Source organism: Caulobacter segnis, from assembly GCF_031454995.1.
Lineage (GTDB): Bacteria > Pseudomonadota > Alphaproteobacteria > Caulobacterales > Caulobacteraceae > Caulobacter > Caulobacter segnis_E.
The window spans coordinates 1,038,528-1,065,272 of the sequence record NZ_JAVDRV010000002.1; the positions used below are offsets into that span (position 1 = coordinate 1,038,528).

Sequence of the window (26,745 nt, forward strand, 5' to 3'; positions counted from 1 at the left end):
AACGATGAGGGCGTCGCCTCGCGCGGACCGACCACGGGTTGGTCCGCGCCTCTTTCCACATGTGATCAGGCGATCTCACGGAAAGCGGCTCCTAGCGAGCGATCATCACCAAGATCCGCTGTGGCTCCGTCTCGGTGAAATTGTCGTCGGCGAAGAGGACCAGCGTTCGCTTGCCGCCGATGACCGGCCCCCATGCCATCGCTTCGAAGTTCGCCGCGCCGCCCGGCAGCCGATCGAAATTGACGACCAACCGCTTGGACAAGATCCGGAGCGGCGCACCGACGAGATCGCGGCGGCCGACGATATTCTCTCCCGTGGCGACGTCGACCAGATAGAGCCGGCAATGATGGGTGAAGCGTCCCTCCGCGCTTTCGACGCCGGAGCGCTCAAGCACCAGAAGCCGTCGCTCATCAACAGCCAGAATCTCGCTCACGCCATTGTCGCCTCGCCGGGCGGGCGCGGCCTGGATCGGGTCGAGGCGGTAAGCGTACTGAGCCTTGAGGCGTCCGGCGCGATCCAGCCGGGAGATCCGGGTGACGCCGCCGCGTGCGACCGTGCTGACCGCTCCGTCCTCGACAAGCGGCGCTTCCATCGCGAGCCACATCCACCGGCCGCCGGGCGAAAAGCTCACGCCTTCGAAGGTCATGTTCGGCCGCGCGCCCGAGGTCCTTGTCGGATCGAAGCGGAAGGGTGCTGGCGCGCTGATATCGCCGCCCCATCGCCCATGGCGATCCATGCGACGCAGCGACGGGTCGAAGCCCCTGGCCGGGTCGCCTTCGCTGCTCCAAACAAGGTCGTTGGTACTTGGATCGATACGCAGCGCCTCGGCGTCGGCGCGCTCGCCAGCGGCGCTCCGAGTGGCGGCGAAGGTCGAACCGTCTGGCTGGCGTAGGGGGACCTGTCGGGTCAGCCGCAAGGCCTTGACCGCTCGGGCGTCATAGTCGAGGCGGCCGATAAAGAACCGCGCGGGGGCCTTGTCGGACTTGTCGTCGGAGATCATCAGCCAATCGCCGGTCCGCGGGTCGTAGTCGGCGCCCGAAATGCCGCCAAACGGCGCGCCGCCCACGTTCAGGTCCTTGGGCGGATCAATCGTTCCGACCAGCTTAAGCGCCAAGGCCAGACCCAGGGCGACGCCGAGGCTCATTTCAGGACTCGGACCGACGCGCGCTCGACAAGCTCGACGTTGAACACCACGCGACGGCGCGGTTCACCCCGGGCCGCCATCCGACGAACCAGGGTCTCGACGGCGGCGGCGGCCATGTCCTCGACCGGCATGTCGATCGTGGTCAGGGGCGGCGTATGCAGTTGCGCCCAAGGAATGTCGTCGAAGCCGACGACGGACACATCTCGCGGAACCGAAAGCCCGAGGGAGCGGATGTGACGCATGGCGCCGATAGCGATCAGGTCGGCGCCGGCGATCACGGCGGTGGCCGAGCGACTTTCCAGCGCTCGCGTGACAGCCGGCTCCAGATCCAGCGAGAAGGCGTTGTGGACGTGCCAGACGAGGTGCGCCCGCTCGCGAACCACGGCGATCGCGCCCTCGGCCCGCTGGCGGGCGCTGGACGCGGCGTGAGGGCCGGAGATCACGCCGATATTGACGTGACCGGCGGCGATCAGGTGCTCGGCCGCCAGACGACCGCCCTCGGCATAGTCGGCCTGGATGACGTCATAGCCCGGCAGGTTGCGGTCCAGCACGACCGTGGGCACCCCCTCGATCAGCTTGCCGACCGGACCGTCGTCGGCGATCGGGAACCAGATCACCCCGTCCACGCCATGGTCGATCAGAAGATTCACGGCCCGCCGCTCGGCTTCGTCCGAGCCTTCCGTGTCGGTCAGGAAGACGCTGTAGCCATGCGCGCGCGCCGCCTGAATGACCCCCTGCGCCAGGCTGGGGAAGAAAGGGTTGGTCAGGTCGGGCAGGATCAGGCCGATCGCGCCGGTCTTGCCCGTCTTCATCGCCTTGGCGCTCTGGTTCGGCCGATAGCCTAGTTCGGCGGCGACTTTCAGGACGTGTTCGCGGGTGGCCTCGCCGACCGATCCGGCGCCGTTGATCGCGTAGGACGCGCTGGCCAGCGAGACGCCAGCCGCCTTGGCTACCTCCTTCAAGGTGGCCCGCCGGCCCATGGCGGCCGGGGCCGACGCGTCGGTCTGAGGCGGATCGGACTTGGCCATGCTCGTCTTTCGTTGCTTAGCCATGAGGTGAAAGCTTTCAGGACGGGCGTCAAGAACGAGATCGGGGCGAGTCCCTAGGACCCGCCCCGCGAGGGACGCCGAACAACGGGTGGGCGACGCCCCGCGTCTTCTGGGTCAGAACCGCGCGCGCACCGAGAGGGTGTAAGTGCGCGGCGCGCCGACGAAGTAGCGGTCCAGGGTGCGATTGTTCGGGTTCGCGGCCGTGTAGCCGAACTCCGGCTGGGTGGCCGTCGAGCCGCTGACCGCGCCGATGTACGCCTCGTCGAACAGGTTATCGACGTTGAACTGGAAGCGCAGGTCCGGCAGCCCCTGGCCCTTCAGGTCGTAGGACGCCGTCAGCCCCACCAGGGTGTAGCCGTCGATCCTCTCCACGCCGATCTCCTGGAAGGTGGTGGGCGCCACGATGTGCCCGCCGACGCGGTCGCCGACATAGCGGACATTGGCGTCGATCTTCAGCCCCCCCAGCGGCTTCCAGCCGACCTGGGCGAAGGCGCTGTTCTTGGGAATGTCGCGCACGTCCGCGCCGCCGATCACCGCCACGGCGGCCAGCGCCCTGCGCGCGGCGCTGCCGACCGCCGGATTGTCGTGCTTGGCGTCCTGGCGCGAATAGGAGCCGTAGAGATCGAAGGCCCCGAAGTCGTAGTAGCCGGTCAGCTCGACGCCCTTGGTCTTGATCCCGGCGATGTTGACCGCCTTGGTCGCGACGTTGCCGCGGACGACCTCGTCGGGGTCCAGCGCCGCCGTTGGATCACGCGGCACGATGCCGACATTGTTCTTCAGCGACACGTCATAGGCCTGGATCGAGAAGGCCATGTTCGGCTTCACGTAGCGCAGGCCCAGATCGACGTTCTCGGTCGCGACCGGGTCGAGATCCTTGGGGCTGATCACCGCCGTCGAGCCCAGGAAGGCGTCCTCGGGGATGCCCGCGAAGTTCTTGGCGTAGCCGCCGAACAGCTCCCAGGCGTCGGCCAGTTGGAAGGTGGCGCCGAGCTTGGGATTGATGTCCGAGTGCTGCGAGAACTTGACGTTGGCCTTGTACTCCAGCGGCGACTTGGCGTCGTATTTGACGTTGTACCAGGTCACGCCCAAATCGACCTTCAGGCGGTCGTCGAAGGCTCGGATCTCGTCCTGGGCGTACAGCATGGTCGTCTCGACCGAGGCCGACCGCTCGTACTCGACATAGTTCAGCTTCGAACGGTCATGGGCGACGCCCTGGGCCGAATTGAAGATCGGATAAAAGTTGCGCTTCTCGGTGGAGTCGCCGCCTTCCCACCAGCCGCCGAAGCGCAGGGCGTGGGCGCCGAAGCGCGCCTTGAGCTCACCGGTGACGCCATAGCGCTCGCGATCGCGCGGCGTGACCCGCATGTCGGCCGGGCCGCCCAGGAGGTTGCTGTTGCGCAGGGTGGTCAGGGTCGGCCGCACCGCCCCGCCATTGGCGTTGTAGCCCGTGACCGCGCGGGGATCGCCGCCGGTCAGGACGCGCTGGCGATCCTGGTAGCGGAACGACTCGCCCTTCAGAGACTGGTAGTACGGATTGACGTCCAGGCTCAGCGCGTCGCTCAGCACGATGTGGCTATTGGCGTAGGTCAGCCAGTCCTTGCGCCAGCCGCCCAGCGCGCCGCCGAAGTCGACGTCCTTGGCGGGAATTCCGGTGATCGCGTCCAAGGCTCGGTCGCTGCGCGGCGACGCCTCGAACTCGCCCTTGGTGACGATGTTGAAGTCGTTGTCGGTCTGGTCGTTGTACGAGACCCGGGCCTTCAGGAACGAGCCGTTGTCGAAGGCCTTCACGACCTTCAGCTCGTAGTGATCACGCTCGGAACCTCGGCTCTCGCGCCCGGCCCAGACGTCGTTCTCCTGGTGCGAATAGGTCAGGTAGCCCGACAGGCCCGGGGCGATCTCGCCGCTGTCGACCCGGCCATAGATCCGGCGAAAATCGAACGAGCCGACGCCCGCCTCGACCGTCGCGCCGAAATCCTTGCGCGGAGCGTCGGTGACGAAGTCGATGAAGCCCCCCAGGGCGAAGCGAGACGGCGCGCCGATGTCGCCGGCGCTCTGCGAGACGGTGATCTTGCCGACGTTACTGCTTTCGATGAAGCGCTGCGGCGGCGAGCCGCCGTTGAAGCGGCTGTCGCCGGTCGGAATCCCGTCCAGGGTCAGGCCGATCTGCTCGTCGCTGAGGCCGCGCATATAGATCTCGAACGAGAAGCTGCCGCCGCGCGCGTCGCCGGTCGAGACCTGCACGCCGGGAACCTTGACCAGGGCCTGGGCGATCTCCGCGCCCAACGGACGCTCCTGGATATCCTCGGCGCCGATCGTGAAGGTCGCGCGCGTCAGGCCCGAGCCGAAGCGCTCGGCGGTGACCACCACCTCGTCGATGGTGTCTGCGCCGGTCGTCGCCGTGGTCTGAGCCAGGGCGGGCGCGGCCATGATCAGGCACAGCGCGCTCGAAACCAGCAGGGTGGACATCCTCATACTCAAAGCCCCCTCAAGGCGAACCGCGTCAACGGCGTCGGAATAAATTAGTGAAACGTTTCATATCCAATTTCAATGACAGTTTCATCACGGGCGAAAGCCGCCTTTGGCCTGCTCGATAAGGCGTCAGTCCCTGATAATATGAACTTTTCGCGCGCAGGTCGGCTTGCGAGAAGGGTTTCCCGAGGTCGAAGGGATGAGGCGATCGCGCCCGATATGGGACTATTTCGTTGAAACGTTTCACTCTATAGGATCGCGACGCACGGTCGGAGGGGACATGGCGGACAACGAAACCGCGCGGGCGCTGTTGGGCGTCGTGGCGTTCCTAGGCCTAGGCTGGCTGCTGTCGGAGAACAAGCGCGCCCCGCCGTGGCGAGCCGTCCTTGTGGGCCTGTCCTGCCAGGTCGGCCTCGCCCTGCTGCTGACCAAGGTTCCCGCCATCACCGCCGCCTTCGCCGCCGCGACCCGCGCGGTCGACGCGCTGCAGGCCGCCTCCAGGGCTGGCTCCAGCTTCATGTTCGGCTATCTGGGCGGCGGACGGGCCCCGTTCAGCATGGCCGACCCGAGCGCCGCCTTCATCTTCGCCTTCCAGGCCCTGCCCGCCATCCTGCTGGTCGGGGCCCTGTCGGCCCTGCTCTGGCACTGGCGGGTGCTGATCGTGATCGTCCGCGCGGCCGCCTGGGCCTTCGGCAAGCTGTTCGGCGTCAGCGGCCCGGTTGGCGTCTCGACCTCGGCCTGCGTGTTCCTGGGGATGGTCGAGGCGCCACTGCTGATCAAGCCGTTTCTGCCACGCCTGACCCGTGCCGAGATCTTCATCATCATGGTCGACGGCCTGTCGGTGATCGGCGGCTCGATGATGATCGTCCTGGGCTCGCTGATCTCGGCCAAGGTGCCGAACGCCTTCAGCCACCTGCTGATCGCCTCGCTGATCAGCACCCCGATGGCGATCGGCATGGCCCGCCTGATCATTCCGGGCGAAGCCAGCGCGACGAGCGAGCCGATCATCCTTTCCAGTCCCTACCGCAGCAGCCTGGAAGCCCTGACCTTCGGCACGCTGGACGCGGTGAAGATGGTGCTGAACATCGCCGGCCTGCTGATCGTGTTCGTCGGCCTGATCGCCCTGATCAATATGGGTCTGGCCGCCCTGCCTCATGCCGGCGCGCCCCTAACCCTCGGCGCGATCCTGGGCTGGCTGCTGACCCCGATCGTCTGGCTCACTGGCGCGCCCCTGCCCGACCTGCGGACCGTCGGCGCGATCCTGGGGACCAAGGTCGCCGCCAACGAGGTCGTCGCCTACAGCGACATGATGGCTCTGCCGCCGGGGGCGCTCAGCGATAAGAGCCTTCTGATCCTGACCTACGCCCTGGGGAGCTTCGGCAATGTCGGCAGCGTGGCGATCCTGATCGGCAGCCTGTCGGCCATGGCGCCCGACAAGGTCGGCGAGGTGGTCGAGCTGGGCTTCAAGGCGCTGGCGGCGGCCTTCCTGACCATCTGTATGACCGCCACGATCATGGGACTGATCGGCGCCTGAGCAACGCTTCGGCCGCCGCGCCCCCGGCCAGGGCGGCCTCGCGAGGCGCTCCGCCGGCGACGAGGACCGCCAGGGCTCCGCCCGCGAAGGTATCGCCCGCGCCCGTGGCGTCCGCGACGGTCATAGGCGCGACTGGAAGGTCGAACGTCTCCCCGCCCGCCTCGACGCGGACGCCCGCCGCCCCGCGCGTCTCGAACAGGACCTGACCGCTCGGTCGCGCGGCCTGACGTCCGGTTTCCAGCCCCGCGCGCTCCCCGGCGTTGCAGAAGATCACGTCCGCTCGATCCGCCAGGCGCGCCGCCAAGTCCGCCGGGAAACAGGCTGGGTCGTCCTTGACGATCCAGGCCAGTCGGCCCGCGGCCGGGAACACGTCCAGCAGGCGTCGCGAAATCTCGGACGGCCCCGCGGCGATCACCAACCAGGGCGCTGTCGCCGCGAGCTGTTCCTGCGCGGAAGTCAGCCACGCGGGCCCAGGCCGCAGCAGGCAGCCGTAGCTCCCGCCGGCGTTATAGATCAGCAGACACCGCGTGGACGCCGCCGAGTCCAGCCTCGCCACTCCGTCCGAAACGACGCCTGCCTCGCGGCACGCGGCCAGATAGGCGTCCCCGTCGGCGTCGTCTCCGATCCAAGTCAGCGGCGCGGCCTCGACGCCCGCCAAGACCAGGGCCGCGCTGGCATAGAGCGCCGCGCCGCCCGCGCGCGGCCAGGCCGCATCGCGCATCAGACGGGTCCCGCGCCCCGTGAAGACACCGTCGACCTGGACCACATAGTCGATCGTCGCGAAGCCCGCGACCACCACCGACGCCATTTCGAACTCCTCCGGCCACGCGCTTGACTGAAACGTTTCACTTGATAGTTTGCAAGGAGATTTTGCTTCTGGACGACCTCATGCAGCCGCCCGTCTTCATCGCGTTCACCGGCGTCGATCGCCCCGATCTGCTGCCCGGCATGCGGCGGCTCTCGGCGCGCTATCCGATCGAGTGGGGCGTGCTGGTCGACCCCGAGCAGGAGGACAAGGCGCTGTTTCCCGCCGCCCCGGTCCGCGAGGCCCTCCTGCAGGCTCGCGACCTGCGGTGGGCGGCGCACATCTGCGGCGCGGCGGCGCGCGCGATCGTGGCCGATCCGCTGAACGCGCCCCTCGCCCCCGCCGGCGTCCAGCGCGCGCAGATCAATCACGGCTTCGCGGGGAGTGACGCGGTCCAGATCGCCGCCGCGCGCGACTACGGCCGCCGCCTGGGCGTTCGCACGGTTCTACAATGCCAAGGCGACTTCCCCGGCGAGCCGGGTGTTGATTGGCTTTTCGACGTTTCGTTCGGAACCGGCGTCCGGCCCCAGCGGTGGCCCGCGCCGCCTTCGCCCGGCGGTCCGTTCGGCGGCTACTCCGGCGGCATAGGCCCTGACACGGTCACCGAGATCCTCACCCGCATAGCCGCGCCCCAAGGGGCCCTCTACTGGATCGACATGGAGTCGGGCGTACGCACCGACGACGCGTTCGATCTGGCCAAGTGCGAGGCGGTCTGCCGCGCTGTCTACGGATGAGCGCCTCGCCCCGGCTGGTGATCCTCGACACCGATCCGGGCGTCGACGACGCCCTGGCCCTGCTCTATCTGCGTGCCCGTCCCGAGCTGAAGCTGTTGGCGATCACAACCGTCTTCGGCAACGCGGACGTCGAGACCACGACCCGTAATGCTCTATGGCTGCGCCAACGGCTGGGCCTGTCGGCGCCCGTCCACCGCGGAGCCGCTTCTCCCTTGAGCGGCCAGCGCGGGGCCGCGCCCGTCCATGTGCACGGCCAGAATGGGCTGGGCGACATCGACCTCGCGGGGCCCCCTCTTCCGCCGCCGGACGCCGGCGCGGCGCACGAGCGCATGATCGCCCTGACGCGCGCGAATCCCGGGGCGGTGACCCTTGTGGCCATCGGTCCGCTGACCAATCTGGCGCTGGCCTTGCGCGCCGCGCCCGACATCGCGGGCCTCGTCGCCGGCGTCACCATCATGGGCGGGGCCTTCGCGCGGGGGAATGTCACGCCCTATGCCGAAGCCAACATCCACAATGACGCCAAGGCCGCGGCGGAGGTGCTGGCCGCGCCTTGGCCCATCACGCTGGTCCCTCTGGACGCCACAAGATCGTGCGTGCTCTCGACCTCGGCGGCGCGTGGGGCGGGCGGCTTTGTCGAGGCGGTCACTCGCGGCTACGCCGCCGCCTACGCCGCGCATGAGGGCCTGGACGGATGCCCGCTGCACGATGTCGCCGCCTTGGTGAGCCTGATCGCCCCCGAACTTTTCACGGACAGGCGAAACGCCGTGCGCGTCACCCAAGGCGGTGAACGTCACGGGCAAACCCGATGGACCCAGCACGGAACGCCGGCGCGGGTCTTGCTGGAAGCCGACGGCGCCCATCTGGTGGAGCATTTTCTGCGATCGGCGGCGCCGCTCTGAGGATCGGTTGCTCGTCTTCGAGATAGAGTCGCGCCGCCAGACGCCCTTCCCGACTTTGGCTGTCGCTCGAAAGTCAGACATTTCCGAGCGCCAACTGCGAACGACGGACGCGTGAGGCCTCAACGGGGCGCCAGCGCTTGATCTTGGCTGGTTGTCACAAACGCCTGATAGCAAACTGCCTCCATGAAACTGGCCTCCCATGAGCGGGCGATCTGGCTGGCGCGAAACGCGCTGCCTTACGAGTCGGCCCTGCGCGCCTGGCTGTCTCGGCGTCCGCTCGCTGGCCTGGAAGTCGACGACATCGTCCAGGAGACCTACGCGATCCTCGCCGGCCTCGAGCGCGTCGATCACATCGTCAATGGCCGAACCTATATGTTCGAGGTGGCCAAGTCGGTGGTGCTGCGGGCGCTTCGCCGCGGCCGCATCGTCGCCTTCGAGGCGCTCGCCGAGGCCGAGGGCATGGAGGCACCGAGCGACGAGCCCTCGCCAGAGACTGTCGCGGCCGACCGCCAGGAACTGAGCCGCATCGCGGCCCTGATCGCGGGCCTGCCAGCCAAGTGCCGCGAGGCGTTCACCCTGCGAAAGGTCCACGGTCTGTCGCAGCGCGAGGTCGCCCGGCGCATGGGCGTTTCCGAAAATACGGTCGAAAAGCACGTCGGAAAGGGTATCGGGGTGCTGATGGATGCGCTGGGGCGTGGCGGAAACCGCGGAGCCCAGGCATCTAGAGAGCGCGGCAACCAGGATGTGAGCTACGTTGACCAAGAGCCGAGACAGCAGCGCCGAGATTGACGCCGCCGCCGCCGCCTGGGCGGCGCGCGTCGATCGAGGACCGCTGTCGGATGAAGAGCAGGCGGCGCTCGAGGCTTGGGCGGCGCGCGATCCCCGGCGGGCCGGCGCCTACGCCAAGGCCTTGGCCGTCAGCGCGCACCTGGATCGCGCCCAAGGCCTGGGCGCGGATTTCGCGCCCGCCGCCCACCCCGTGGCCAAGGCCGCCGATCGCCGCCGCCTTCTGGCGACCGGAGGACTGCTGGCCGCCGCGTCGGTTGTCGGAGCCGTGGGCTACGGGGCGATCAGCCTCAGGGGACGGGTGACCACCGCCAAGGGCGACATCCGCCGCGCGCCGTTGGCCGACGGCTCGGCCGTGACCTTGAACACCGACACCACGATCCGAGCGACCTTCGACGGCAAGATGCGACGCGTCGATCTGTTGCGCGGAGAGGCGCTGTTCGACGTGGCCAAGGACCCTGCCCGCCCCTTCGTGGTCGTGGCTCAGGACGTGCGCGTGCGCGCCGTCGGCACCAGCTTCTCGGTGCGCAGACGAGCCGATGGCCAAGTCGCGGTGCTGGTTCGCGAAGGCGTGGTCGAGGTCTGGCGCGGCGCCGAGGGCAAACCCGTGCGACTGACCGCGCAGCACGCGGTGCTGGCTCCTAGCGCCGGCGCGCTCGCGCCTTCGCGGGTCGATCCGGCCGCCGTCGACCGGGCCCTGGCCTGGCGGGAGGGGCTGATCGACCTGGATGGCCTGACCCTCGGCCAAGCGGCTGACGAGTTCGCGCGCTATTCCGATCGACGCATCGTCATCGACGATCCCGCCATCGCCAGATTGAAGATGACCGGCGCCTTTTCGGCCAGCGATCCCGACGGTTTCGCGAAGGCCGCGGCGCTGAGCTTGGGCCTCAAGGCCACGACGCGCGCCGATGGCGTGCGCCTGGACCGCGGCTGAACTTTTTCGGGAGCGACATGGCGGAAGCGGCCATGTCGAGGCTCCACACCGATGAGGCCGGCGCGGGACCGGTGGATTTCGGGGCGACACCATGATGTTGAAACAAACCCTGGCTGGCGGCGTGGCCGCCTTGGCCCTCCTGGCCTGCGCCTTGCCAGCGGCGGCGCAGCAACGCACCTTCGATGTCCCCGCCCAGAGCGCGACCTCGGCGATCTCGGCCTTCGCGCGGCAAGCGGGCCTGCAGGTGGTGGCGCCGGCCGACGGGTTGGAAGGCGTCCGCACCCAGCCCTTGAAAGGCGCGATGGACGCGCGAGCGGCGCTACGCAAGCTGATCGAAGGCACGGGCCTGGAAATCGTCTCCGACACCAACGGCGTGATCGTGCTGCGTCGCGTCGCGGCGCCGGCCGGCGCCGCCGTCGAGGCCGAGCCGACCGCGCTCGATACGATTATCGTCACCGCGCAGAAACGCGAGGAAGCCGCGCAAGGCGTGCCGATCTCCCTGACCGCCTTTTCTGGCCGCGCGGTCGAGACCTATCGGCTGGAGAGCCTGCGCGACATCTCCCGCCTGACGCCGGGCCTGTTGGTTTCGTCGTTCAGCCAGTCGAGCCCGACCATCGCCGTGCGGGGCGCCACCAACACCTTCACCCAAATCGGCGCCAACAAGCCGGTGGCCGTGGTCATCGACGACCTCTTCATCCCCCGCAACAGCGCCGCGACGTTCGAGCTCTATGGCTTGAATTCGGTGCAGGTGCTGAAAGGCCCGCAAGGCACGTTGTTCGGCCGCAACGTCACCGGCGGCGCCATCGTGCTGGACACGGGCAAGCCCGGCTTCGGCGCTCAGGCGGGATCGGCGCGGGTCGGGGCCGGCGACCATGACTTGCGGCAGCTCGACGGCCGCGTGGACATCCCTGTCGGCGACAATCTCGCCTTTCGCCTGGCCGGCTCCCTGAAGAAGCACGACGGCTATGGGCGGGACCGCCTGACCGGCCGCGAGCAGGATGACCTCGACAGCCAGAACCTCAGGGCCCAGGCGCGCCTGCGCGCCAACGACGATCTTGAGGTGCTGCTTGGCGCCGACTACGCCGAGGACCACAACGGCGGCCGCACCCTGTCCTCGAGGGCCGCGGGCTCGGACGGCGACCGTCGTACGTCGGAACTGGGTTACGTCCAGGGCTTCGCCCGCAACCAATGGGGCGCTTCGGCGCGAACCTATTGGAGCGCGCCAGTGGGACAGGTCACCGCGGTCACCGGCTATCGCTGGTCGCAATCGGGCGAGGACTATTCGGGCACGGGAACAAGCTACCGCTTCCTGACAGGAACCAACACCCAGAGCGTCAACCGCGACGTCGACGATGTCGGCCTGTTCTCGCAGGAGATCCGCTGGGCTAGCCCGAAATGGGAGCGCGGCGATCTGGTGGCCGGCGTCTATTTCGCCGACGAGGACGCCAAGCGCCAGTTGCGTACGCGGGGCCTGGCCGCCGTCACGGGCGTGGCGTCGTCCGACGTGCTGACCGACCAGGCGGTCAAGACCAAGAGCTACGCCGCCTTCGTCGACGGCACGCTACGCCTCCCGGCCGACTTCGACCTGACGGTCGGCGCGCGATACACCCACGACGAGAAGACCGCCTCGCTGGTCCGCACCGACTTTGTCCGCCCGGCGACCGGCAGCTTCGCCGCGCGCGGCCTCAAAGCCGACTGGAGCGAAGTGACGCCCCGCGCCGTGCTGTCGTGGACGCCGCGCGAAACGCTCAAGGTCTATGGCAGCGTCACCCGCGGCTATACCGCCGGCGGCTTCAACACCGACGCCGCGGTGATCACCGCCCTGACCAAGCCTTTCGATCCCGAGACCGTCACCAACTACGAGCTGGGCGTGAAGTCCCAGTGGCTGGCCGACACCCTGCGGGTCAACGCCTCGGTCTTCCACATGGACTACAAGGACAAGCAGGAGCTGTTCTTCAACAATCTGACGCGGGTGCTGACCATCACCAACGCCGGCCAGGCGACGGTGGAGGGCGCGGAGGTCGAGGTGGCCTGGCGTCCCCTGCCCTGGCTGAACCTGATGGCCAACTACGGCCTGCTTGACACGGTCTACGACAACTTCGTCATCCCTGGCGGGGCGGTGAATACGGGCAATCCCCTGGGCTCCTCGCCGCGCGACAAGGGCGCCTTGGCGGCCGATGTCCGAATCCCGCTGAACGGTGTGGGCTATCTCACCGGCGCGATCAGCTGGGCCTACACGGATGGCTACTACACCGGCGCCACCAAGGACTCGAACCTGCGCGTCGACAGCTACGCCCTGACCAACCTGTCGGTGGGCTACGAGAGCCGCGATGGTCGCTGGGCCTTGACGGCCTGGGCCAAGAACCTGGGCGACGTCGACTATCTGCTGACCCCGTCCACCCAAGGCGTGCTGGCTGAATATCTGGGCGAGCCGCGCACGGTCGGGGTCATGCTCTCGGCGCGGTTCTAGGATCATGTCGGCGACGGATTTCACCCGCCGCGGCCTTCTGCTGGGCGCGACGGCCTTGGCGACAACCGCCGCCTCGCCACGGGAAGAGGACATCGTTGGCCAGCCCCTGCGCCCCTGGCGGCGCGGAGGGCTCGACATCCACCACATCGCCACCGGCAAGGGCGACTCGACGCTGATCATCGGGCCGGACGGCGCCAGCCTGATGATCGACGCCGGCGCCTCGAAGACACCGCCGCCAGCTAGTCTGGACGCCCGCCCCAACGACGAGCGCCGCCCTGGCGAGTGGATCGGCCGATATGCCCGTCGGCATCTGCCCGCCGCTGGCGCGCCCAAGCTGGACACGTTCCTCGTCAGTCACCTGCATCCGGACCATATCGACGGCCTCTACGACGTCGCGGCCCAGTTGGAGATCGGCTTGCTGGTCGATCGCGCCTATCCCGACTACGCCTATCCCCAGCCGCTCGACGCGCCATTCGCCAAGACCTACCAGGCCTTCATTCGGAAGCGCGTCCAGTCCGGAGGCAAGGTGGAGCGGTTCAGGGTCGGCGCGGCGGATCAGCTCGCCCTGCCCGGCGCCGAAATCCGCAATCTCGCGGCCAACGGCCAGGTCTGGACTGGACGCGGGAACGAGACCCGCCAGATGTTCCCGGCGATCGAGACCTTGGTCAAGGACGACATCCCCGACGAGAACGCTTGCTCGACCGCCATCAGGCTGCGCCATCGCGCGTTCGGCTATTTCGCCGCGGGCGACCTGACCAGCCACGGTTTCGACGGAGCCTTGCCCTGGCGCGACGTCGAGACCCCAGCCGCCCGAGCCGCCGGCGCCGTGGACGTGGCGGTGGCCGCCCATCATGGCATGTTTGACGCCACGGGCGCGGATGTGGTCAGGGCTCTAAAGCCCCGCGCCTGGATCATTCAGGGATGGCACGTCGCCCATCCCAGCACCGACGCTCTGGAACGCATGCTGAGCCGCCGGCTTTATCCCGCGCCCCGCGAGGTCTTCGCCACCGGCCTTTCACCGGCCAACGTATTGGCCCACGCATGGCTTACCGATCTGATGGCCGCGCAAGGCGGTCACGTGGTCGTGCGCGTGGCGCCCGGGGGCGACAGCTACCGCGTGGTGATCACCGACAATCGCGACGAAACCGATCGCGTGGTCTCGGTGTGGGGCCCTTGGCCGGCCGCCGGGTCCCAGGGCTAGCGCCTACCCGCGGCTGAGCGACCTGATTTTCCATCGGCCGACATCGCCGCTTTCATTCAAGCCGGCGGGGGGCGATTGTGATCCGCTGGGATGACCTTCGACATCACGGGAGAGCCGCATGAAGATCAATAGGACAGGGTCGGCCGCCTGGAGCGGCGGTATCAAGGACGGCAAGGGCTCGATCTCGACCGAGAGCGGCGCCCTCCAAGCCTACCCCTACGGCTTTTCGAGTCGCTTCGAAGGTCAGCCGGGATCCAACCCCGAAGAGCTGATCGGCGCGGCGCACGCGGCCTGCTTCACGATGGCGCTCTCTCTGGTCCTCGGCGAGGCGGGCTTGCGCGCCGACCGGATGGACACCTCGGCCAAGATCACGCTCGAGCAGGTCGATGGCGGCTATGCGATCACCGCCTCGCACCTGACGCTTCGGGCCAATATCCCCGGCGCGGACCAGGAGACCTTCGAGAAGTTGGCCGCCGGCGCGAAAGCCAATTGTCCGGTTTCCAAGCTCATGAACGCCGAGATCACCCTCGACGCGGCGCTGGTCGACTAGGACGCGCTCCAAGGTCGGGACCAGCGGATGAGGAACTTTTCGTGAGCGGATACAGCTTCCTGGACCTGGCCTCCTCCGCCAGCGTGAAATCCGCCCAGGCGGAGATGGGCGTCGACCATCTCTGGGCGCCGGGGCGGGTCGATCGCCAGTTCGAGGCGTTCACCCAAAACGAAGAGGCCTTCATCGCCGCGCGCGACGGCTTCTACATGGCCAGCGTTTCGGAAACGGGTTGGCCCTATGTGCAATATCGCGGCGGGCCGGCTGGCTTTCTCAAGGTGCTCGACCCGACTACGCTGGCCTTCGCCGACTTTCGCGGTAACCGGCAATATATCAGCGTCGGCAATCTGGACGCCAATGACCGGGTCGCCATGATCCTGGTCGACTACCCTCGGCGCGCCCGCCTGAAGATCCTGGCCCACGCCGAACGCCTGGCGCTCGACGCGGACCCGGCGCTGTCGGCCCGCCTGATCGATCCCGACTACCGAGCCAAGCCGGAGCGGATCTTCCGGCTAAGGCTGGCGGCGTTCGATTGGAACTGCCCCCAGCATATCGTCCCGCGTTTCACCGAGGCGGAAATCTCCCGCGCCGTTCAGCCGTTGCACGAAAAGCTGGAGGCGCTGGAGGCCGAGAACCGCGCCCTCCGCGAGCGTCTAGCCCAAGCTGGGGGCTGAAGCCTCGGCCGTCTCCTCGTCGTCAAGATAGTCGTATACGACCTTGCCAAGTCCGAGCGTGAGGTCGGCTACGAAATGGGTGGTCGAAACGAGTTCGCGTATCGGCAGATCCGCCACCGGGGCTAGCGCGTGCGGGACCAACGACAAGGCCCCAGGTCCCGTCCAGACCCCCTTCAGCTGAATATCCTCCAAATGATACTCGACGAGCTCGCAGATGCGCGCCGTTCCGTCCACGTGCGGAATGATCTTCAGCAGGAAGTTGGGAGAGGCCAGCGCGCGCAAAGTCGCTTCGGGGTCCCCCTCCTGGTGCTTGTAGCCCATGGTGCCTGTCGCGACACGGACCGGCCCATAGTCCAGCGTACCGACAAGCGTGTCCGTTTCGGTGCGAAGGGTTGGGCCCGCGAGCTTCTTGGGAAAGCCCCACAGCTCGCGTCCGCCCGCGATCGGCGGGTGGTCGTTCAGGAACATGTTGAGCGTGTAATTCCCACTCGTCCCCCGGAAGCGAACAGGGATGACTTGACCCGCTTCCGTATAATTGCCGAAGCCGGCCGAGTCCGGCATGCGGATGAACTCGAACTTCACCAGATCTGAAACCACTTCGAGAGGTTCGGGAACAATCTCGCGAAGTTTATCTGGATCGGTGCGGTAGGTGAGGATCAAGAACTCACGGTCGCGGAACCGATACGGCCCCGGTGGGTACGCGGGTTGCGTGAGCGGCATCGCGAACGCACGATCACGAACTTCGGAAATGTTCATGAAAGTCTCCCGTTGGTGGCGATGTCGAACGTGAAGACGCCATCCGCGGTGGTCGGCCGCTCCAGCACTTCCGGATGGCGCAGGGTCCGGATTGTGTCGGACAGTCCCGCAGCCCAATGATCGTCCATGCTGCGAGCGGAAAATTCGAAGTCCTTGGAGCCCCCTTCAGTGCGATGCGACTGATAGATGAGCTGAATGATGCTGTAGACCTTGCGATCAGATTCCGGCGCCAGTAGCGCGTACTCGGGCGTGTCGCGCAAATGCTCGGGCATTTTCGAAATGAGTTCAGTCAAGGCGCTGCGTAGCTTTTGCTCCTTTCTGAACTGATCGGACCTCGCCCGCGTACGGCTGGAATACTGGATTTCCTTCTGACGCGTCATTACCTCCGGCAAAGAACGCGGAATGGCGCCGCGCGCGCTCCACAAATCGACCTGGAAGGCGAGCGTGTCCTGACGTTCCGCGCTCTCGACGACCCATTGGAGCGGCGTGTTCGAAACCACACCGCCGTCCCAATAGTATTCGCCTTCGATCTCGACCGGCGCGAAGGCGGGAGGGAGCGCCCCGCTGGCAATGATGTGCTCGGGCCGAATTTCGTGCGTTCTATTGTCGAAATAGATCAAGTTGCCTGTCGCCACGTTCACCGCGCCGACGCTGAACCGCATTTCGCCGGAATTGATTCTGTCGAAGTCGACGAGCCGCTCCAGCGTGGTCCTGAGCGATGACGTATCGTAGAAGCTGATAGCGTCGGCCGTACCGGTCGCCGCGGCGTATGCGGGAACAAGCCGCGGCGAGAAAAACCCTTCGGCGCCGCGCATGACGGCGGCGACAGCATGCCACTGGTTCGACCAGTGGCGGACAAGGTCTCCGCCGAGTTGACTTGGCGTGGCCAGCCAGTCCGTCCAAGGGTCGGAGGTCACGGTCCGCCAGAACGCACGCAGCTTCTCGACCCGCGCCTCCGGGGCGCTGCCAGCGATCAGCGCGGCGTTGATCGCGCCGATCGAGATGCCCGCGACCCAGTTCGGGTGAAGCGACGCTTGGGCCAATCCTTCGTACACACCGGCTTGATAGGCCCCAAGGGCGCCGCCGCCCTGTAGGACAAGCGCCACGCGATCGAAGGGAACCGTTCGCCGCGAGCCCCCCGCCCGCCCAAAGCCGTCGGGTTTCAATGGTGTATTCACTTGCCGCCCCCTGCCTATCGCATCGCCCAGCCGTGGCTGACCACCAGCGACTGGCCGGTCAGGGCGTTTGAAGGAAATGCCGCCAGAAAAGCCGCGCAACGCGCGACGTCATCGGGCGTCGTGAATTGCCCGTCGACCGTTTCTCCGAGCATGAGGTCTCGGATCACCTGATCTTCGGTGATGCCGAGTTTCTTGGCCTGTTCCGGAATCTGCTTCTCCACCAGCGGCGTCCGAACGTAGCCCGGGCAGACGACGTTCGCGCGCACGCCATGGTCCGCCCCTTCCTTCGCGACGACTTTCGCCAGACCGATCAGCCCGTGCTTGGCCGCGACGTAAGGCGCCTTCAGCTTGGAACCTTCCTTGGAATGAACCGAGCCAATGTAGATAATCGACCCACCGCGTTGCCGAGCGTACATCCGCTGGAGACAAGCCCGGGTGGTGAGGAACGCGCCGTCCAGGTGGATCGCGAGCATCTTCTTCCAGTCGGTCAAACTGAATTGATCCACTGGCGAAACGATCTGAATGCCCGCATTGGAGACGAGGATATCGATACCGCCGAACCGATCGCATACCGCGCCCACGCCAGCGTCGACCTCGTTCTCGTTCGTTACGTCCATCTTCACGGCCAGGGTTGAAGAGCCGCTGGGGTCGAGTTCGTCGGCGGTCGCGCGCGCGGCCTCGATGTTGAGATCGGCGATCGCGACTTTCGCGCCCTGCCGGACGAAGTGGCGGGCGATCTCCTTGCCGATACCGCTGGCGGCCCCCGTGACGATCGCGGCTTTATCTTTCAAATCCATTGGAAGTCCCTTGTTGGCTGCTTCCCACTCTCTGAGCGAGACGGGATCTGTCTGGCGTTCCGAGGTCTCACAGCCGCGGAATATCGCGTGGGGGCCGCCGCGCGGTGGAGGGGAGCGGACACTCGCCAGCTTGGCGAAGGCCAGAAGCGATGGGCGCGCGCCCGGGTCGATAAACGTTGAGAAGGTATGTCGCCATGCATCGAACCTTCCGATCGCGCCGAGCCTTTCGCCGCGCCGCATGTCTAGGATTATTCCATCGCGGACGGAGGTTAGTCACCGTTAGCCAACTAATGTCGCCACCACCTCTCGACGGTAATGGAATTGGCAATTGAAATGACAAAAACCTCTACACGCGCAACAAGAACAATGCTTTACGCGCGCGACGACGTTACTTGATGCGAGCGTCCGGATTATTCTCTCGCTTTTTCCGAACGCCGCCAACCGCCCCCAAGGGCCTGAAAGAGAGCGGTCGAGGCGAGCAGGTGGTCACCGCGCGATTGCGAGAGCGACAATTGCGCAGACAACAGGCCGCGCTCGGCGTCGAGCTGTTCAAGATAGGGAGAATAGCCTTCGCGGTAGCGGCGCGACGCAAGCTGTTGAACCCTGAGAAGGGCGGCCTGCTGGCGCGCCAGCACTTCCTCCTGCTCTCCGAGCCGTTCGACCGACGCCATTCCGTCCTCGACCTCACGGAACGCGGTAAGGGCGGCGCGGCGATAAGCGAAGGCGGCCTGGTCGCGGCGGGCGGCCGCGCCTTCCGCTCCGGCGCGTATCCTCCCACCGTTAAAGATCGGCGCCAGGACGCTTCCGCCCAGCGAGAAGATCGACGGCGGATCGCCTGGGAGCAGCGAGGACGCGACGAAGCCGCCGGACGCCGACAACTTGATGTCCGGCAGGAAAGCGGCGCGCGCCGCGTCCAGCGAGCGGTCGGCCGCGACGATCCGCTGCTCGGCGGAAGCGATGTCGGGTCGCTGTCGAAGCACGCTCGCCGGCAGCAGCGTCGGCATCGCGGGGATTGTCAGCGCCGTGATCGTCGATCCACGCGCGATGGGCCCAGGCGCGCGACCGAGCAGAATGCTGATGCCATTCTCGAGCTTGGCTATCGCGAGGTCGACGGTCGGGATGACTTGGGCGGTCGCCTCATACTCCGCTTCCGCCTGCGCCAGATCCAGTTGCGAGCCGTACCCCGCTTCGGCGCGGCGCCGAATGAGCTTCAGGGTCCCAGCGCGCGCATCGAGGGTGCAGCGCAGGATCGTCAGCCGTTCATCAAGCGTCCGAAGCTGGACATAGCCGCTGACCACGCCAGCGGCGACGGCAAGCCGAACGGTCCCCCGGCCATAATCGCTAGCCAGGAGCCGCGCTTTCTCGGCCGCGGCGCTAGCGCGCAGTCGACCGAACAGGTCGATGTCGAACGACGCCTGCGCTTCGCCTTGCGACGCCCATTGCTCGACATCGATCCCGAACGCGTTGACGCTTCGGGTGCGACCGCCCGTGGCGACGCCTTGAACCTGAGGCATCCTGGCGCCGCGCGCGGCGGCGAACTGCGCGCGCGCCTCCTCGACGCGAGCGGCGGCGATCTCGATATCCTCGTTGTGCGCCAGAGCCTCTTCGACGAGGCCGCTCAAGGTGGCGTCGCCAAAGCTACGCCACCATTGAGCGTCGACGACGGCATCCGCCCCTTGTCGGCCACCGCGCCACTGGGCCGGCGACGCCACCTCGGCCGCTGGCGGCGTCATCGGACGGGGACCGGCGCAGGCCGACAGGAGGAGCGCAAGGCCGCCAGCGGCTAACCGCCCTCTCATGGCCGGACGCTCGTGTCGACCCGGACCTCCACCGACATGCCCGGACGAAGGTTCTTCGCCCCCGCCGCGCTGGTGTCGACCGCGATCCGCACGCCGATCCTTTGTGGGATCTTCACGAAATTACCGGTCGCGTTGTCCGGCTTGAGCACCGCGAACTCCGATCCGGCGGCGGGCGAAAGTCGCTCGACACGGCCCTTCAGCCTGGCGCCGTTCAGGCCGTCGACGGTCAGGCTGGCCGGCTGACCTGGACGAATACGCCCTGTCTGGGTCTCCTTGAAGTTGGCGATGACCCAGCGATCGGATGGCACGATCGCCAGCAGTTGGGATCCATTGGTGACGTAGGCGCCGACCCGGATGCCGACTTCGCCCAGGGCGCCGCCTTCCGGCGCGCGTATCACGGTGTGATCGAGATCGATTTCGGCCGCGCGCAATTGCGCGCGCGCCGCTTCAACCTGCGCCTCAAGAGCGCCACGGCCGACCTCGACGGTTCGGATATCCTGGCGCCCGATCTCTCTTCCGGCCCGCGCTTGGCGCAGTTGAGCCTGTGCTAGGGCGAGAGCGGCCAGCGTCTGATCACGCTCTCGCATCGAGATCGAGCCGTCACGGGCAAGATCACTGGCGCGGGCCATGTCGGCGCGCGCCTTGGCAAGCTGCGCTTGCGCGCCTTCGACGCCCGCCACCTGACCTTGGAGGCCCGCGGACCGGGAAGCTCGGGCCTGGGTCGAGTTGGCGAGAGCGGCTTCGGCCGCAGAGAGATTGGCGCGCGCCTGCTCGACGCGGGCGCGGTAGACGCGGTCATCGATCCGCACCAATAGTTGACCGGGCTTTACGACGTCGTAGTCGCGGACCAGCACCCGCGTGACATAGCCGCTCACCTGCGGGGCAATAACCGTGACCCGGCCTCGCACATAGGCATTGTCGGTTCGCTGGTATCGCCCCGCGAACGGCGGCAGATTCCAGGCGGCGAGAACGAGGAGAACGCTGGCGAGCGACAGCGCCACCGTGGCCGCGATCAGTATCGGATGCTTGGCGGCGGGACGCCATTTCGCCGCCTCGTTCTCCGGCGGCGGGGCGTCTTCAGCTGCGGTCATTGGTATTCTCTCGGTAGCGCGCAACCAGAATGTTCGCGAAAATGAAGGCGGCCGTGGCCAGCGCGAGGATGGCCACGAACCTGAAGACGTCGTTGAAGGCGATCACGGCGGCTTCGCGCGCCACCGACTGTCCCAAAAGGCCCGCGCCCTGAGCGGCGCGCTGGACGGGATCGACGAGCACGGGGGCCAGCGATGCGCCGCCGCCGCTTATCCGGGCGGCGACCTGCGGATCACTCGCCAACAGGTCGGCGGCCAGCGCGTTGTTGGCGTTGCGGGCCCAGACCGCCTGCATCGAGCCGAGCAGCGCCGATCCCATGAGCCCGCCGACGTTCTGCGTGATGCTGAAGGTGACGACGAAGCTGACGAGATAGTCACCGCCACGCTGGATCATTCGGAGGAAGCCATAGAGAAGCGCCGGTCCCACGAACAACGTGGCGCCGAAACCGATCAAGGCCTGGCTCATGATCAGTTGCGCGGGGCGTGTCAGCGTGGTCGCTTCGCTGTCCAGCCATGCGCCGGCGGCGATGATCAGGGCGGCGAGGAGAACTTGCCAGGGTATGCGGCGCTCGGACAGCGTGAGCGCCGCGGCGACAATGCCGAGCAACATCGCTATCGCGACCACGGCGAAGAGGCTCGCGAGCTGGTCGTTGTTGAGCCCGCCGAGCGTCAGGAGGCCGACCGCGCCGTAGGTTTGCTCCGCGAGCGCCAGGCGCATCACCAGCGCCACGGCGGCGAACCGCAGAATTCCCCATGTGCCGATCCATTCGAAATGCACGAGCGGATCGGGTCGGCTGGCCTCATTCAGAAAGGCAGCGGCGAGCAGTACGATAGAGGCCGCGAGCGCCATGCCGAGCCAAGGCGTATCGGACCACCAGAGCATGCGGCCCTGCCCGATGATCTGGCAGAACAGCAACAGGCCGGCGGTCGCCAAGATGATCGTGAGGTAGTCGCGAGGGGCGAAAGCGGGGCTCTTCTCGCTAGGAGGCAGTGGCAGGGCGAGAATGAGCGCGAGCGAGAATAGCGCCAGGGCGACTTCGAGGGCGTGCAAGCCCCAAAGTCCATTATCGACCAACACCTCGACGGGGACGAGTCGGGCCAGCGGCGTGCCGAGCTGAGAAAGGCCCATGCCGATCACCGCGCCCAGCGGCTTCGCCTTGGGCGGCATGGCTTGCATCAGATAGTAGATGCCGAGGGTGATCAGCGCGGCCGCGGCCATACCGCTGGCCGCGCGCACGAACACCGCCGCCCAGAAGCTGGCGAAGCCGAAATGCACCAGCCCCGCCAGCGCGTAGAGGCCAAGGAGAAAGCTGGTCACCTGCGGGATGCCGAATTGCGCCCGCGCCTTCACGAGAGAGAGGTTGGCCGACGCGTTGATCGCGACATAAATCGCGGGCAGCGCGCTCGCCTCGGCCGCGTAAAGTCCGAGAGGGCCAGCCACGCCGCCCGTGTTGACGGTCGTCAGGGCGTTACCAAACGTCGAGGTCGCGGCGAGAAACATGCCGATGGCGAAATAGCCCAGGCGACGGCCCACGGGATGCGAAGGCGAAAACGGCGATCCCGCGAAGAGCGGCCTCTCATCGGGCGCGAAGGCATGCTCCCCGCTCATGACGATGCTGAGAGAACCGCGTCGTCGCCCGCGCGCTCGACCGAAGCGCTGGTTACGCGCGCGCGCCGGTGGGCTGTGAGGAGATATTTGTCCACGTGTAGAACTTTCTGGCCGCGCCGCCTTCGCCGCGCCACACGGTCATAGATTCTCACGCCGCGGACCGGACGCGAGTGACTGTTAGCGCGGCTCAAGCCCCAGGCGTCGCCGTCTTCGAAGCGTTCCTCACGTCGAGATGGCCTACCGGGCCCGGTTGCGACAGCTTCCAGGCGGCTGGACCTGCGCGCTTGAGGCGATCTCGGGGATCCCCCGGTCGCGCAGCGCGCCACCCGTAAGCCGTTCGAGGATCGCCTCGGCCATGCGCTCCTGAACGTCGAGCTCGCCCTCGCCGATGATGTCGATGCGATCCGACCAAAGGATCTGTCCCCAGCGGCTGGAGAGCTCCACGCACACGCGGCGCACCTCCTGCACCCGTCGGATCGTGCCATGCAGCACCAGATCCGAACCCGCGTGCGTGGCCACTTCCTCGAGCGAATAACGGCTCTCGCGAAACTGGAACATGATCGCCCGCGACGCGACCCGGAGGCGCGCGTCGCGTTCCGCCGCGTAGATGATCTCGTCGGTCACCCCCGCCGCGAAGACCTTCTCGTGGATGCAGAGCGCGGTGAACGGCAGCACCGCCAGCATCGGCGGCGCCAGTTCCGCGCCGGTCGCTTCGACGGCGATGCGCGACACATCCCGCCGCAGGTGAAAGTTCGGCGCATAGCCTCCCGTCGGAATCGACACGATCACCTCGTCATGACGACCCGGCCCCGCGTAGTAGGCGGCAAGCTTGCGCCGCAATCGGCGCGCCTCGACGCGCCTCGACGCGCACGGCTGAATCGATGCGCGGGTCATAGTCGACCACGCCGCCATAGAGTTCAGCGCCGATCACCAATTCCTTTAGCGTCGCCGCGCGGCCCGCGAGCGCCTCCTCAACGACGAAACGCAGAAAGGCGTACAACTTGCCCGAGCCGGTGAACGCATGGGCGCGAAGCCGTTCCAGCTGCGCCCACACCTCCTCGGGCGTTGGTCGACGGACGGTCTCCCCGGCGCCGGCATCGACCGGCGCCGCGATCTCTGCGAAGCGCATACACTATCTCCCGGCGCGGAACGGCAACGGAAGTCGAGCAAACCCCGCTCCCCGTCCCGGCCTGACTCGCATAGAGGACCCGCCCCAAAGCTCCGAGTAAACAGGTGCCAAACACCGCTAATTCGCGCATAAGTTAGCGCTAACCTGTGTGCGGGGGCGCAATTGAGTCGGCAATCCGACAGACGGTCATGAACGACCGGCTTATTAGTTTCGGATCGTTCGAGCTTCGCCCGGAACGGGGGCAATTGCTCAGTGGCGGCGCCCAACTAAGCCTCGGATCCCGCGCGCTCGCGATCTTGACGCTGCTTGCCGAGCGAGCTGGCGAGATCGTTTCGGCGCAGGAAATCACCGATCGGGTCTGGCCCCACACTTTCGTCCAGGAAAACAATCTTCGCGTGCACGTCTCCGCGATCCGCCGCGCGCTGCGGGCCGGTGCCGATGACAATATCGAGATCACCAATGTGCCGGGGCGCGGCTATCGGCTGAGCGCCGACGTGACCATCGAGGTGACAAGCGAGGAAGCGGCGGACGCGGGGATGTCCGCGGAAATCCGGCCGCTTCCACCTCCGCTGCAGATTCACCACCTGATCGGTCGGGAAGCCTGCGTCGCCGAGGTGGTGGAAAGCATCGCGCGGCATCGGCTCGTCACGATCGTCGGCTCGGGCGGGATCGGCAAGACGAGCGTCGCGCTAGCCGCTCTAACGCGGCTTCGGTCCCGCACCCCCGTCTGCTTTGTCGACCTGACTAACTGTACATCACTTGCGCACGTGGCCGCGGCCACGGCCGCCGCGCTCCAAACGCCAATGGGCCAAGACACGATGCCCACCGCGCTGGTGGAACGCCTGCGAACGGCCGAACTGGTCCTCATGCTCGACAATTGCGAGCATCTGATCGACGCGGCGGCAACGGCCGCGGAGGCGCTGCTGCAATCATGCCCGGGCGTCACGCTGCTGGCGACCAGCCGCGAACCGCTGCGAGTGCTCGGGGAAGCACGGGTGCATCTCCAGCCCCTGCCCGTGCCCGCCGCGGCGGATCCGGTGGAGACGATAACAGGCAATCCCTCGGTCGCGCTGTTCGCGGAGCGCGCCGCGGCGGCCGGTGATTTCTCCCTCGCCGAGGGAAATGCCCAGCAGGTCGCGGCGGTGTGCCGCTCGCTCGACGGATTACCGCTCGCGCTCGAACTGGCGGCGGCGTCGATGCCGATGTTGGGGCTGGAGGGGTTGTCCAGCGGACTGGCCGGGCGCCTCGTCTTTGGTCGCCGCACGCTCGCGCGCCACGAAACGCTCGAAGCGATGTTGGACTGGAGCTTCGAACTCCTCTCCCCCGACGAACGCTTGGTGCTTGGCTGCCTCAGCCTGTTTCGCGCCACCTTCGATCTCGCCGCCGCCGCGCAGGTAGCCGCGCTCGGCGGGACGGAAGAAACGAGGACCGCGCGGGCTGTTCTACAGCTGGCGACGAAGTCGTTGCTTGCCGTCGAGCCTTCGCGCCAAGGGGTCGTTTATCGCCTGCTGGAGACGACCAAGGCCTATGCCCGGCGCAAGCTGGACAGCTCCGGCCAGGCGGAAATCGCGGCGCGTCGGCATGCCGAATGGGTTGGGACGCTGCTGGATCGCGCCCAAGCCGATTGGCTGCGGATGGATCGCGCCACCTGGTGGGAGCGATACGGAAGCGCGATCGACGACGTGCGGGCGGCGCTCGTCTGGTGCCTCGGCGAAGCCGGCGACAGGAGGTTGGGCGTCACCCTTGTCCTGGCCTCGGCGCCGCTGTGGCTCGGCATGTCGCAATTCGCGGAATATCGTCGCTGGCTTGAGCAGGCGATCGAGACGCTCGACGCGCTTGGCCAGCGTGGCGGCGTGGAAGAGATCAAGCTGCAGATCGGCCTGTGCGTGCTGCTGTTCAATGCCGACCGCCCCGGCGAACAGTTCGTGCGCGCGGCGACCCAGGTTCTGCGCATTGGGAAGACGATCGGCGATCCGGTCGCCAAGGCGACAGCGCTGTGGATGCTCTCCGGCGAGAGGGGGATCATGGGCGACCATGTCGTTGCCCTCAACCTCGCGCGGCGGATGTTGGCGCCTGAAAGCACTGATGTTGACGCGGACCTGCGAAATTTCGCGCGACGGGTCATCGCGTTGATGACCTTTCGCGTGGGCAGGTTCGAAGAAGCCGTGGCGATCAGCGCTGAACTGGTCACCAGCAGCAGCGACCGCACGGCCTATGGCGCGGTGCTTCGGTACGATCATTCGACGATATTGCGGGGCAACCACGGCGTCACGCTGGCGGTGCAAGGCCGACTGAAAAGCGCGCGGACGATAATCATGGAAGCCGTGACCGATGCCCGCCGGCTGCGCAATCCAAGTTCGCTCTGCTATCTGTTGAGCAGCGCCGCCTGTCCGGTCGCGCTGTGGCTGGGCGACGACGAACTGGCTCGGCACTATGTCGAGCTGCTGGGCCGCGCGGCGGAAGACAACCGCTTCACCTACATGGCCGAACTCGCGGCTTGGTTCTCGCGGATCTCCGAGCTGCGCATGGGGAAGCCGGCACAGCCGCCCGCGCTAGATCGACCGCGCCCGCCCCTGCCGCATGACAAGGACGTCTTCATCACCAGCTGCGCGGCCCTGTGCGACGCCGAAGCGACCGCGCGGGCGGAAGCTCGCGGCATCCATTGGGCGACCGCGGAGATCCTGCGCGCCGACGGCGAGAACAGGCTGCGAGCCGGCGATGCGGCGGCCGGGCGAGCTCGCTTCGAGCGGGCGCTCGCGATCGCCGAGGCGCAGGGCGCCTGGCTCTGGGCGCTGCGGGCCGCGACTTCCCTAGCCCGCCTGACGACAGCGGACGCGGCGGCGCGCATCCTGGCCCCGGCGCTCGCGCGCATCGAAGGCGATGAAGACTATGCGGACGTACGCGCGGCGCGCGCCTTGTTGCCGGAGTTGACCCGCTAACGCTCAATCACGACCCCTAGGTGATATGAGCCGCTAAGCGCTTTTGGCGCTCATATCGGGAAGACCTCCGCCCCGGTGCTCATGGGCACGCCTGTCATGCGTGGCCTGCGCAATGAAATCCGCCTCGACTTCCAGGGGCGCGGCGCGTTTCTAGACTGGGTCGAAGGGCGACAATCCGCGCATTCCTGACCGCCCGCCGCTCGG

General features: G+C 67.2%; 22 protein-coding genes. 10 read left to right on the forward strand and 12 right to left on the reverse strand.

Features of this window, described 5'->3' with window-relative positions; all coding sequences use genetic code 11:
• Positions 1-91: 91 nt before the first annotated feature.
• The 3 genes from J2728_RS10805 to J2728_RS10815 form a co-directional block, all read right to left on the reverse strand.
• Positions 92-1,144, reverse strand: coding sequence for an esterase-like activity of phytase family protein (locus J2728_RS10805; RefSeq protein ID WP_309998987.1), 1,053 nt, complete (start codon positions 1,142-1,144; stop codon positions 92-94).
• On the reverse strand, positions 1,141-2,196 hold the full coding sequence (locus J2728_RS10810) for a LacI family DNA-binding transcriptional regulator (RefSeq protein ID WP_309998988.1): 1,056 nt from the start codon (positions 2,194-2,196) through the stop codon (positions 1,141-1,143). The genes J2728_RS10805 and J2728_RS10810 overlap by 4 nt, the downstream gene beginning before the upstream one ends.
• Before the next feature lie 111 nt (positions 2,197-2,307).
• Entirely contained in the window at positions 2,308-4,665 is a 2,358-nt protein-coding gene (locus tag J2728_RS10815; protein WP_309998989.1) for a TonB-dependent receptor, read from the reverse strand.
• Positions 4,666-4,942: 277 nt separating this feature from the next.
• Here J2728_RS10815 and J2728_RS10820 point away from each other — a divergent pair, with 277 nt between their 5' ends.
• Positions 4,943-6,196: a NupC/NupG family nucleoside CNT transporter gene (locus tag J2728_RS10820; RefSeq protein ID WP_309998991.1), complete on the forward strand. Its 1,254-nt coding sequence runs from the start codon at positions 4,943-4,945 to the stop codon at positions 6,194-6,196.
• Here the strand turns inward: J2728_RS10820 and J2728_RS10825 are convergent.
• A complete protein-coding gene (locus J2728_RS10825; protein ID WP_309998994.1) occupies positions 6,174-7,004 on the reverse strand; it encodes a carbohydrate kinase family protein in 831 nt (276 codons plus the stop codon). The two genes, J2728_RS10820 and J2728_RS10825, sit on opposite strands and share 23 nt — an antisense overlap.
• A gap of 80 nt (positions 7,005-7,084) precedes the next feature.
• Between J2728_RS10825 and J2728_RS10830 the strand changes: the two genes are divergently transcribed.
• From J2728_RS10830 to J2728_RS10865, 8 genes are all read left to right on the forward strand, one after another.
• Positions 7,085-7,735 (forward strand): phosphoribosylanthranilate isomerase, encoded by a 651-nt coding sequence (locus tag J2728_RS10830; protein WP_309998995.1) that lies wholly within the window; start codon positions 7,085-7,087, stop codon positions 7,733-7,735.
• Complete coding sequence (locus tag J2728_RS10835; RefSeq protein ID WP_309998997.1) at positions 7,732-8,634, forward strand: nucleoside hydrolase; 903 nt, start codon at positions 7,732-7,734, stop codon at positions 8,632-8,634. The genes J2728_RS10830 and J2728_RS10835 overlap by 4 nt, the downstream gene beginning before the upstream one ends.
• Before the next feature lie 183 nt (positions 8,635-8,817).
• Positions 8,818-9,423 (forward strand): RNA polymerase sigma factor, encoded by a 606-nt coding sequence (locus J2728_RS10840; protein ID WP_309998998.1) that lies wholly within the window; start codon positions 8,818-8,820, stop codon positions 9,421-9,423.
• Positions 9,389-10,354, forward strand: coding sequence for a FecR family protein (locus J2728_RS10845; protein ID WP_309999000.1), 966 nt, complete (start codon positions 9,389-9,391; stop codon positions 10,352-10,354). The genes J2728_RS10840 and J2728_RS10845 overlap by 35 nt, the downstream gene beginning before the upstream one ends.
• Before the next feature lie 91 nt (positions 10,355-10,445).
• Positions 10,446-12,824, forward strand: a complete 2,379-nt coding sequence (locus J2728_RS10850; protein ID WP_309999002.1) for a TonB-dependent receptor — start codon at positions 10,446-10,448, stop codon at positions 12,822-12,824.
• 4 nt (positions 12,825-12,828) lie between these two features.
• Positions 12,829-14,025, forward strand: a complete 1,197-nt coding sequence (locus J2728_RS10855) for a ComEC/Rec2 family competence protein (protein ID WP_309999003.1) — start codon at positions 12,829-12,831, stop codon at positions 14,023-14,025.
• A gap of 118 nt (positions 14,026-14,143) precedes the next feature.
• Positions 14,144-14,575, forward strand: coding sequence for an OsmC family protein (locus J2728_RS10860; RefSeq protein ID WP_309999004.1), 432 nt, complete (start codon positions 14,144-14,146; stop codon positions 14,573-14,575).
• A 41-nt stretch (positions 14,576-14,616) separates the two neighbouring features.
• The gene (locus J2728_RS10865) at positions 14,617-15,246 is read left to right on the forward strand and encodes a pyridoxamine 5'-phosphate oxidase family protein (RefSeq protein ID WP_309999005.1); all 630 of its coding nucleotides are present in this window, start codon (positions 14,617-14,619) and stop codon (positions 15,244-15,246) included.
• On the opposite strand, the gene J2728_RS10870 is transcribed toward J2728_RS10865, so the two are convergent.
• The 8 genes from J2728_RS10870 to J2728_RS10905 all read right to left on the reverse strand — a co-directional run bounded on the left by J2728_RS10870 (position 15,226) and on the right by J2728_RS10905 (position 23,602).
• Entirely contained in the window at positions 15,226-16,002 is a 777-nt protein-coding gene (locus J2728_RS10870) for an acetoacetate decarboxylase (RefSeq protein ID WP_309999006.1), read from the reverse strand. The genes J2728_RS10865 and J2728_RS10870 overlap by 21 nt on opposite strands.
• Positions 15,999-17,168, reverse strand: a complete 1,170-nt coding sequence (locus tag J2728_RS10875; RefSeq protein ID WP_309999008.1) for a patatin-like phospholipase family protein — start codon at positions 17,166-17,168, stop codon at positions 15,999-16,001. The genes J2728_RS10870 and J2728_RS10875 overlap by 4 nt, the downstream gene beginning before the upstream one ends.
• Positions 17,169-17,194: 26 nt before the next feature.
• Positions 17,195-18,217, reverse strand: a complete 1,023-nt coding sequence (locus J2728_RS10880) for a 3-hydroxybutyrate dehydrogenase (protein ID WP_309999009.1) — start codon at positions 18,215-18,217, stop codon at positions 17,195-17,197.
• A gap of 170 nt (positions 18,218-18,387) precedes the next feature.
• Entirely contained in the window at positions 18,388-19,776 is a 1,389-nt protein-coding gene (locus J2728_RS10885) for an efflux transporter outer membrane subunit (RefSeq protein WP_309999012.1), read from the reverse strand.
• Positions 19,773-20,867 (reverse strand): HlyD family secretion protein, encoded by a 1,095-nt coding sequence (locus J2728_RS10890; protein ID WP_309999013.1) that lies wholly within the window; start codon positions 20,865-20,867, stop codon positions 19,773-19,775. Before J2728_RS10890 ends, J2728_RS10885 begins: the two co-directional genes overlap by 4 nt.
• The gene (locus J2728_RS10895; protein WP_309999015.1) at positions 20,854-22,473 is read right to left on the reverse strand and encodes an MFS transporter; all 1,620 of its coding nucleotides are present in this window, start codon (positions 22,471-22,473) and stop codon (positions 20,854-20,856) included. The genes J2728_RS10890 and J2728_RS10895 overlap by 14 nt, the downstream gene beginning before the upstream one ends.
• A 237-nt stretch (positions 22,474-22,710) precedes the next feature.
• Entirely contained in the window at positions 22,711-23,313 is a 603-nt protein-coding gene (locus tag J2728_RS10900) for a hypothetical protein (protein WP_309999017.1), read from the reverse strand.
• Positions 23,267-23,602 carry a hypothetical protein gene (locus tag J2728_RS10905; RefSeq protein WP_309999020.1) on the reverse strand — a complete coding sequence of 112 codons (336 nt, stop codon included), beginning with the start codon at positions 23,600-23,602 and terminating at the stop codon, positions 23,267-23,269. The genes J2728_RS10900 and J2728_RS10905 overlap by 47 nt, the downstream gene beginning before the upstream one ends.
• Before the next feature lie 188 nt (positions 23,603-23,790).
• On the opposite strand from J2728_RS10905, the gene J2728_RS10910 reads away from it, so the two are divergent.
• Positions 23,791-26,541 carry an ATP-binding protein gene (locus J2728_RS10910; protein WP_309999023.1) on the forward strand — a complete coding sequence of 917 codons (2,751 nt, stop codon included), beginning with the start codon at positions 23,791-23,793 and terminating at the stop codon, positions 26,539-26,541.
• Positions 26,542-26,745 lie beyond the last annotated feature (204 nt).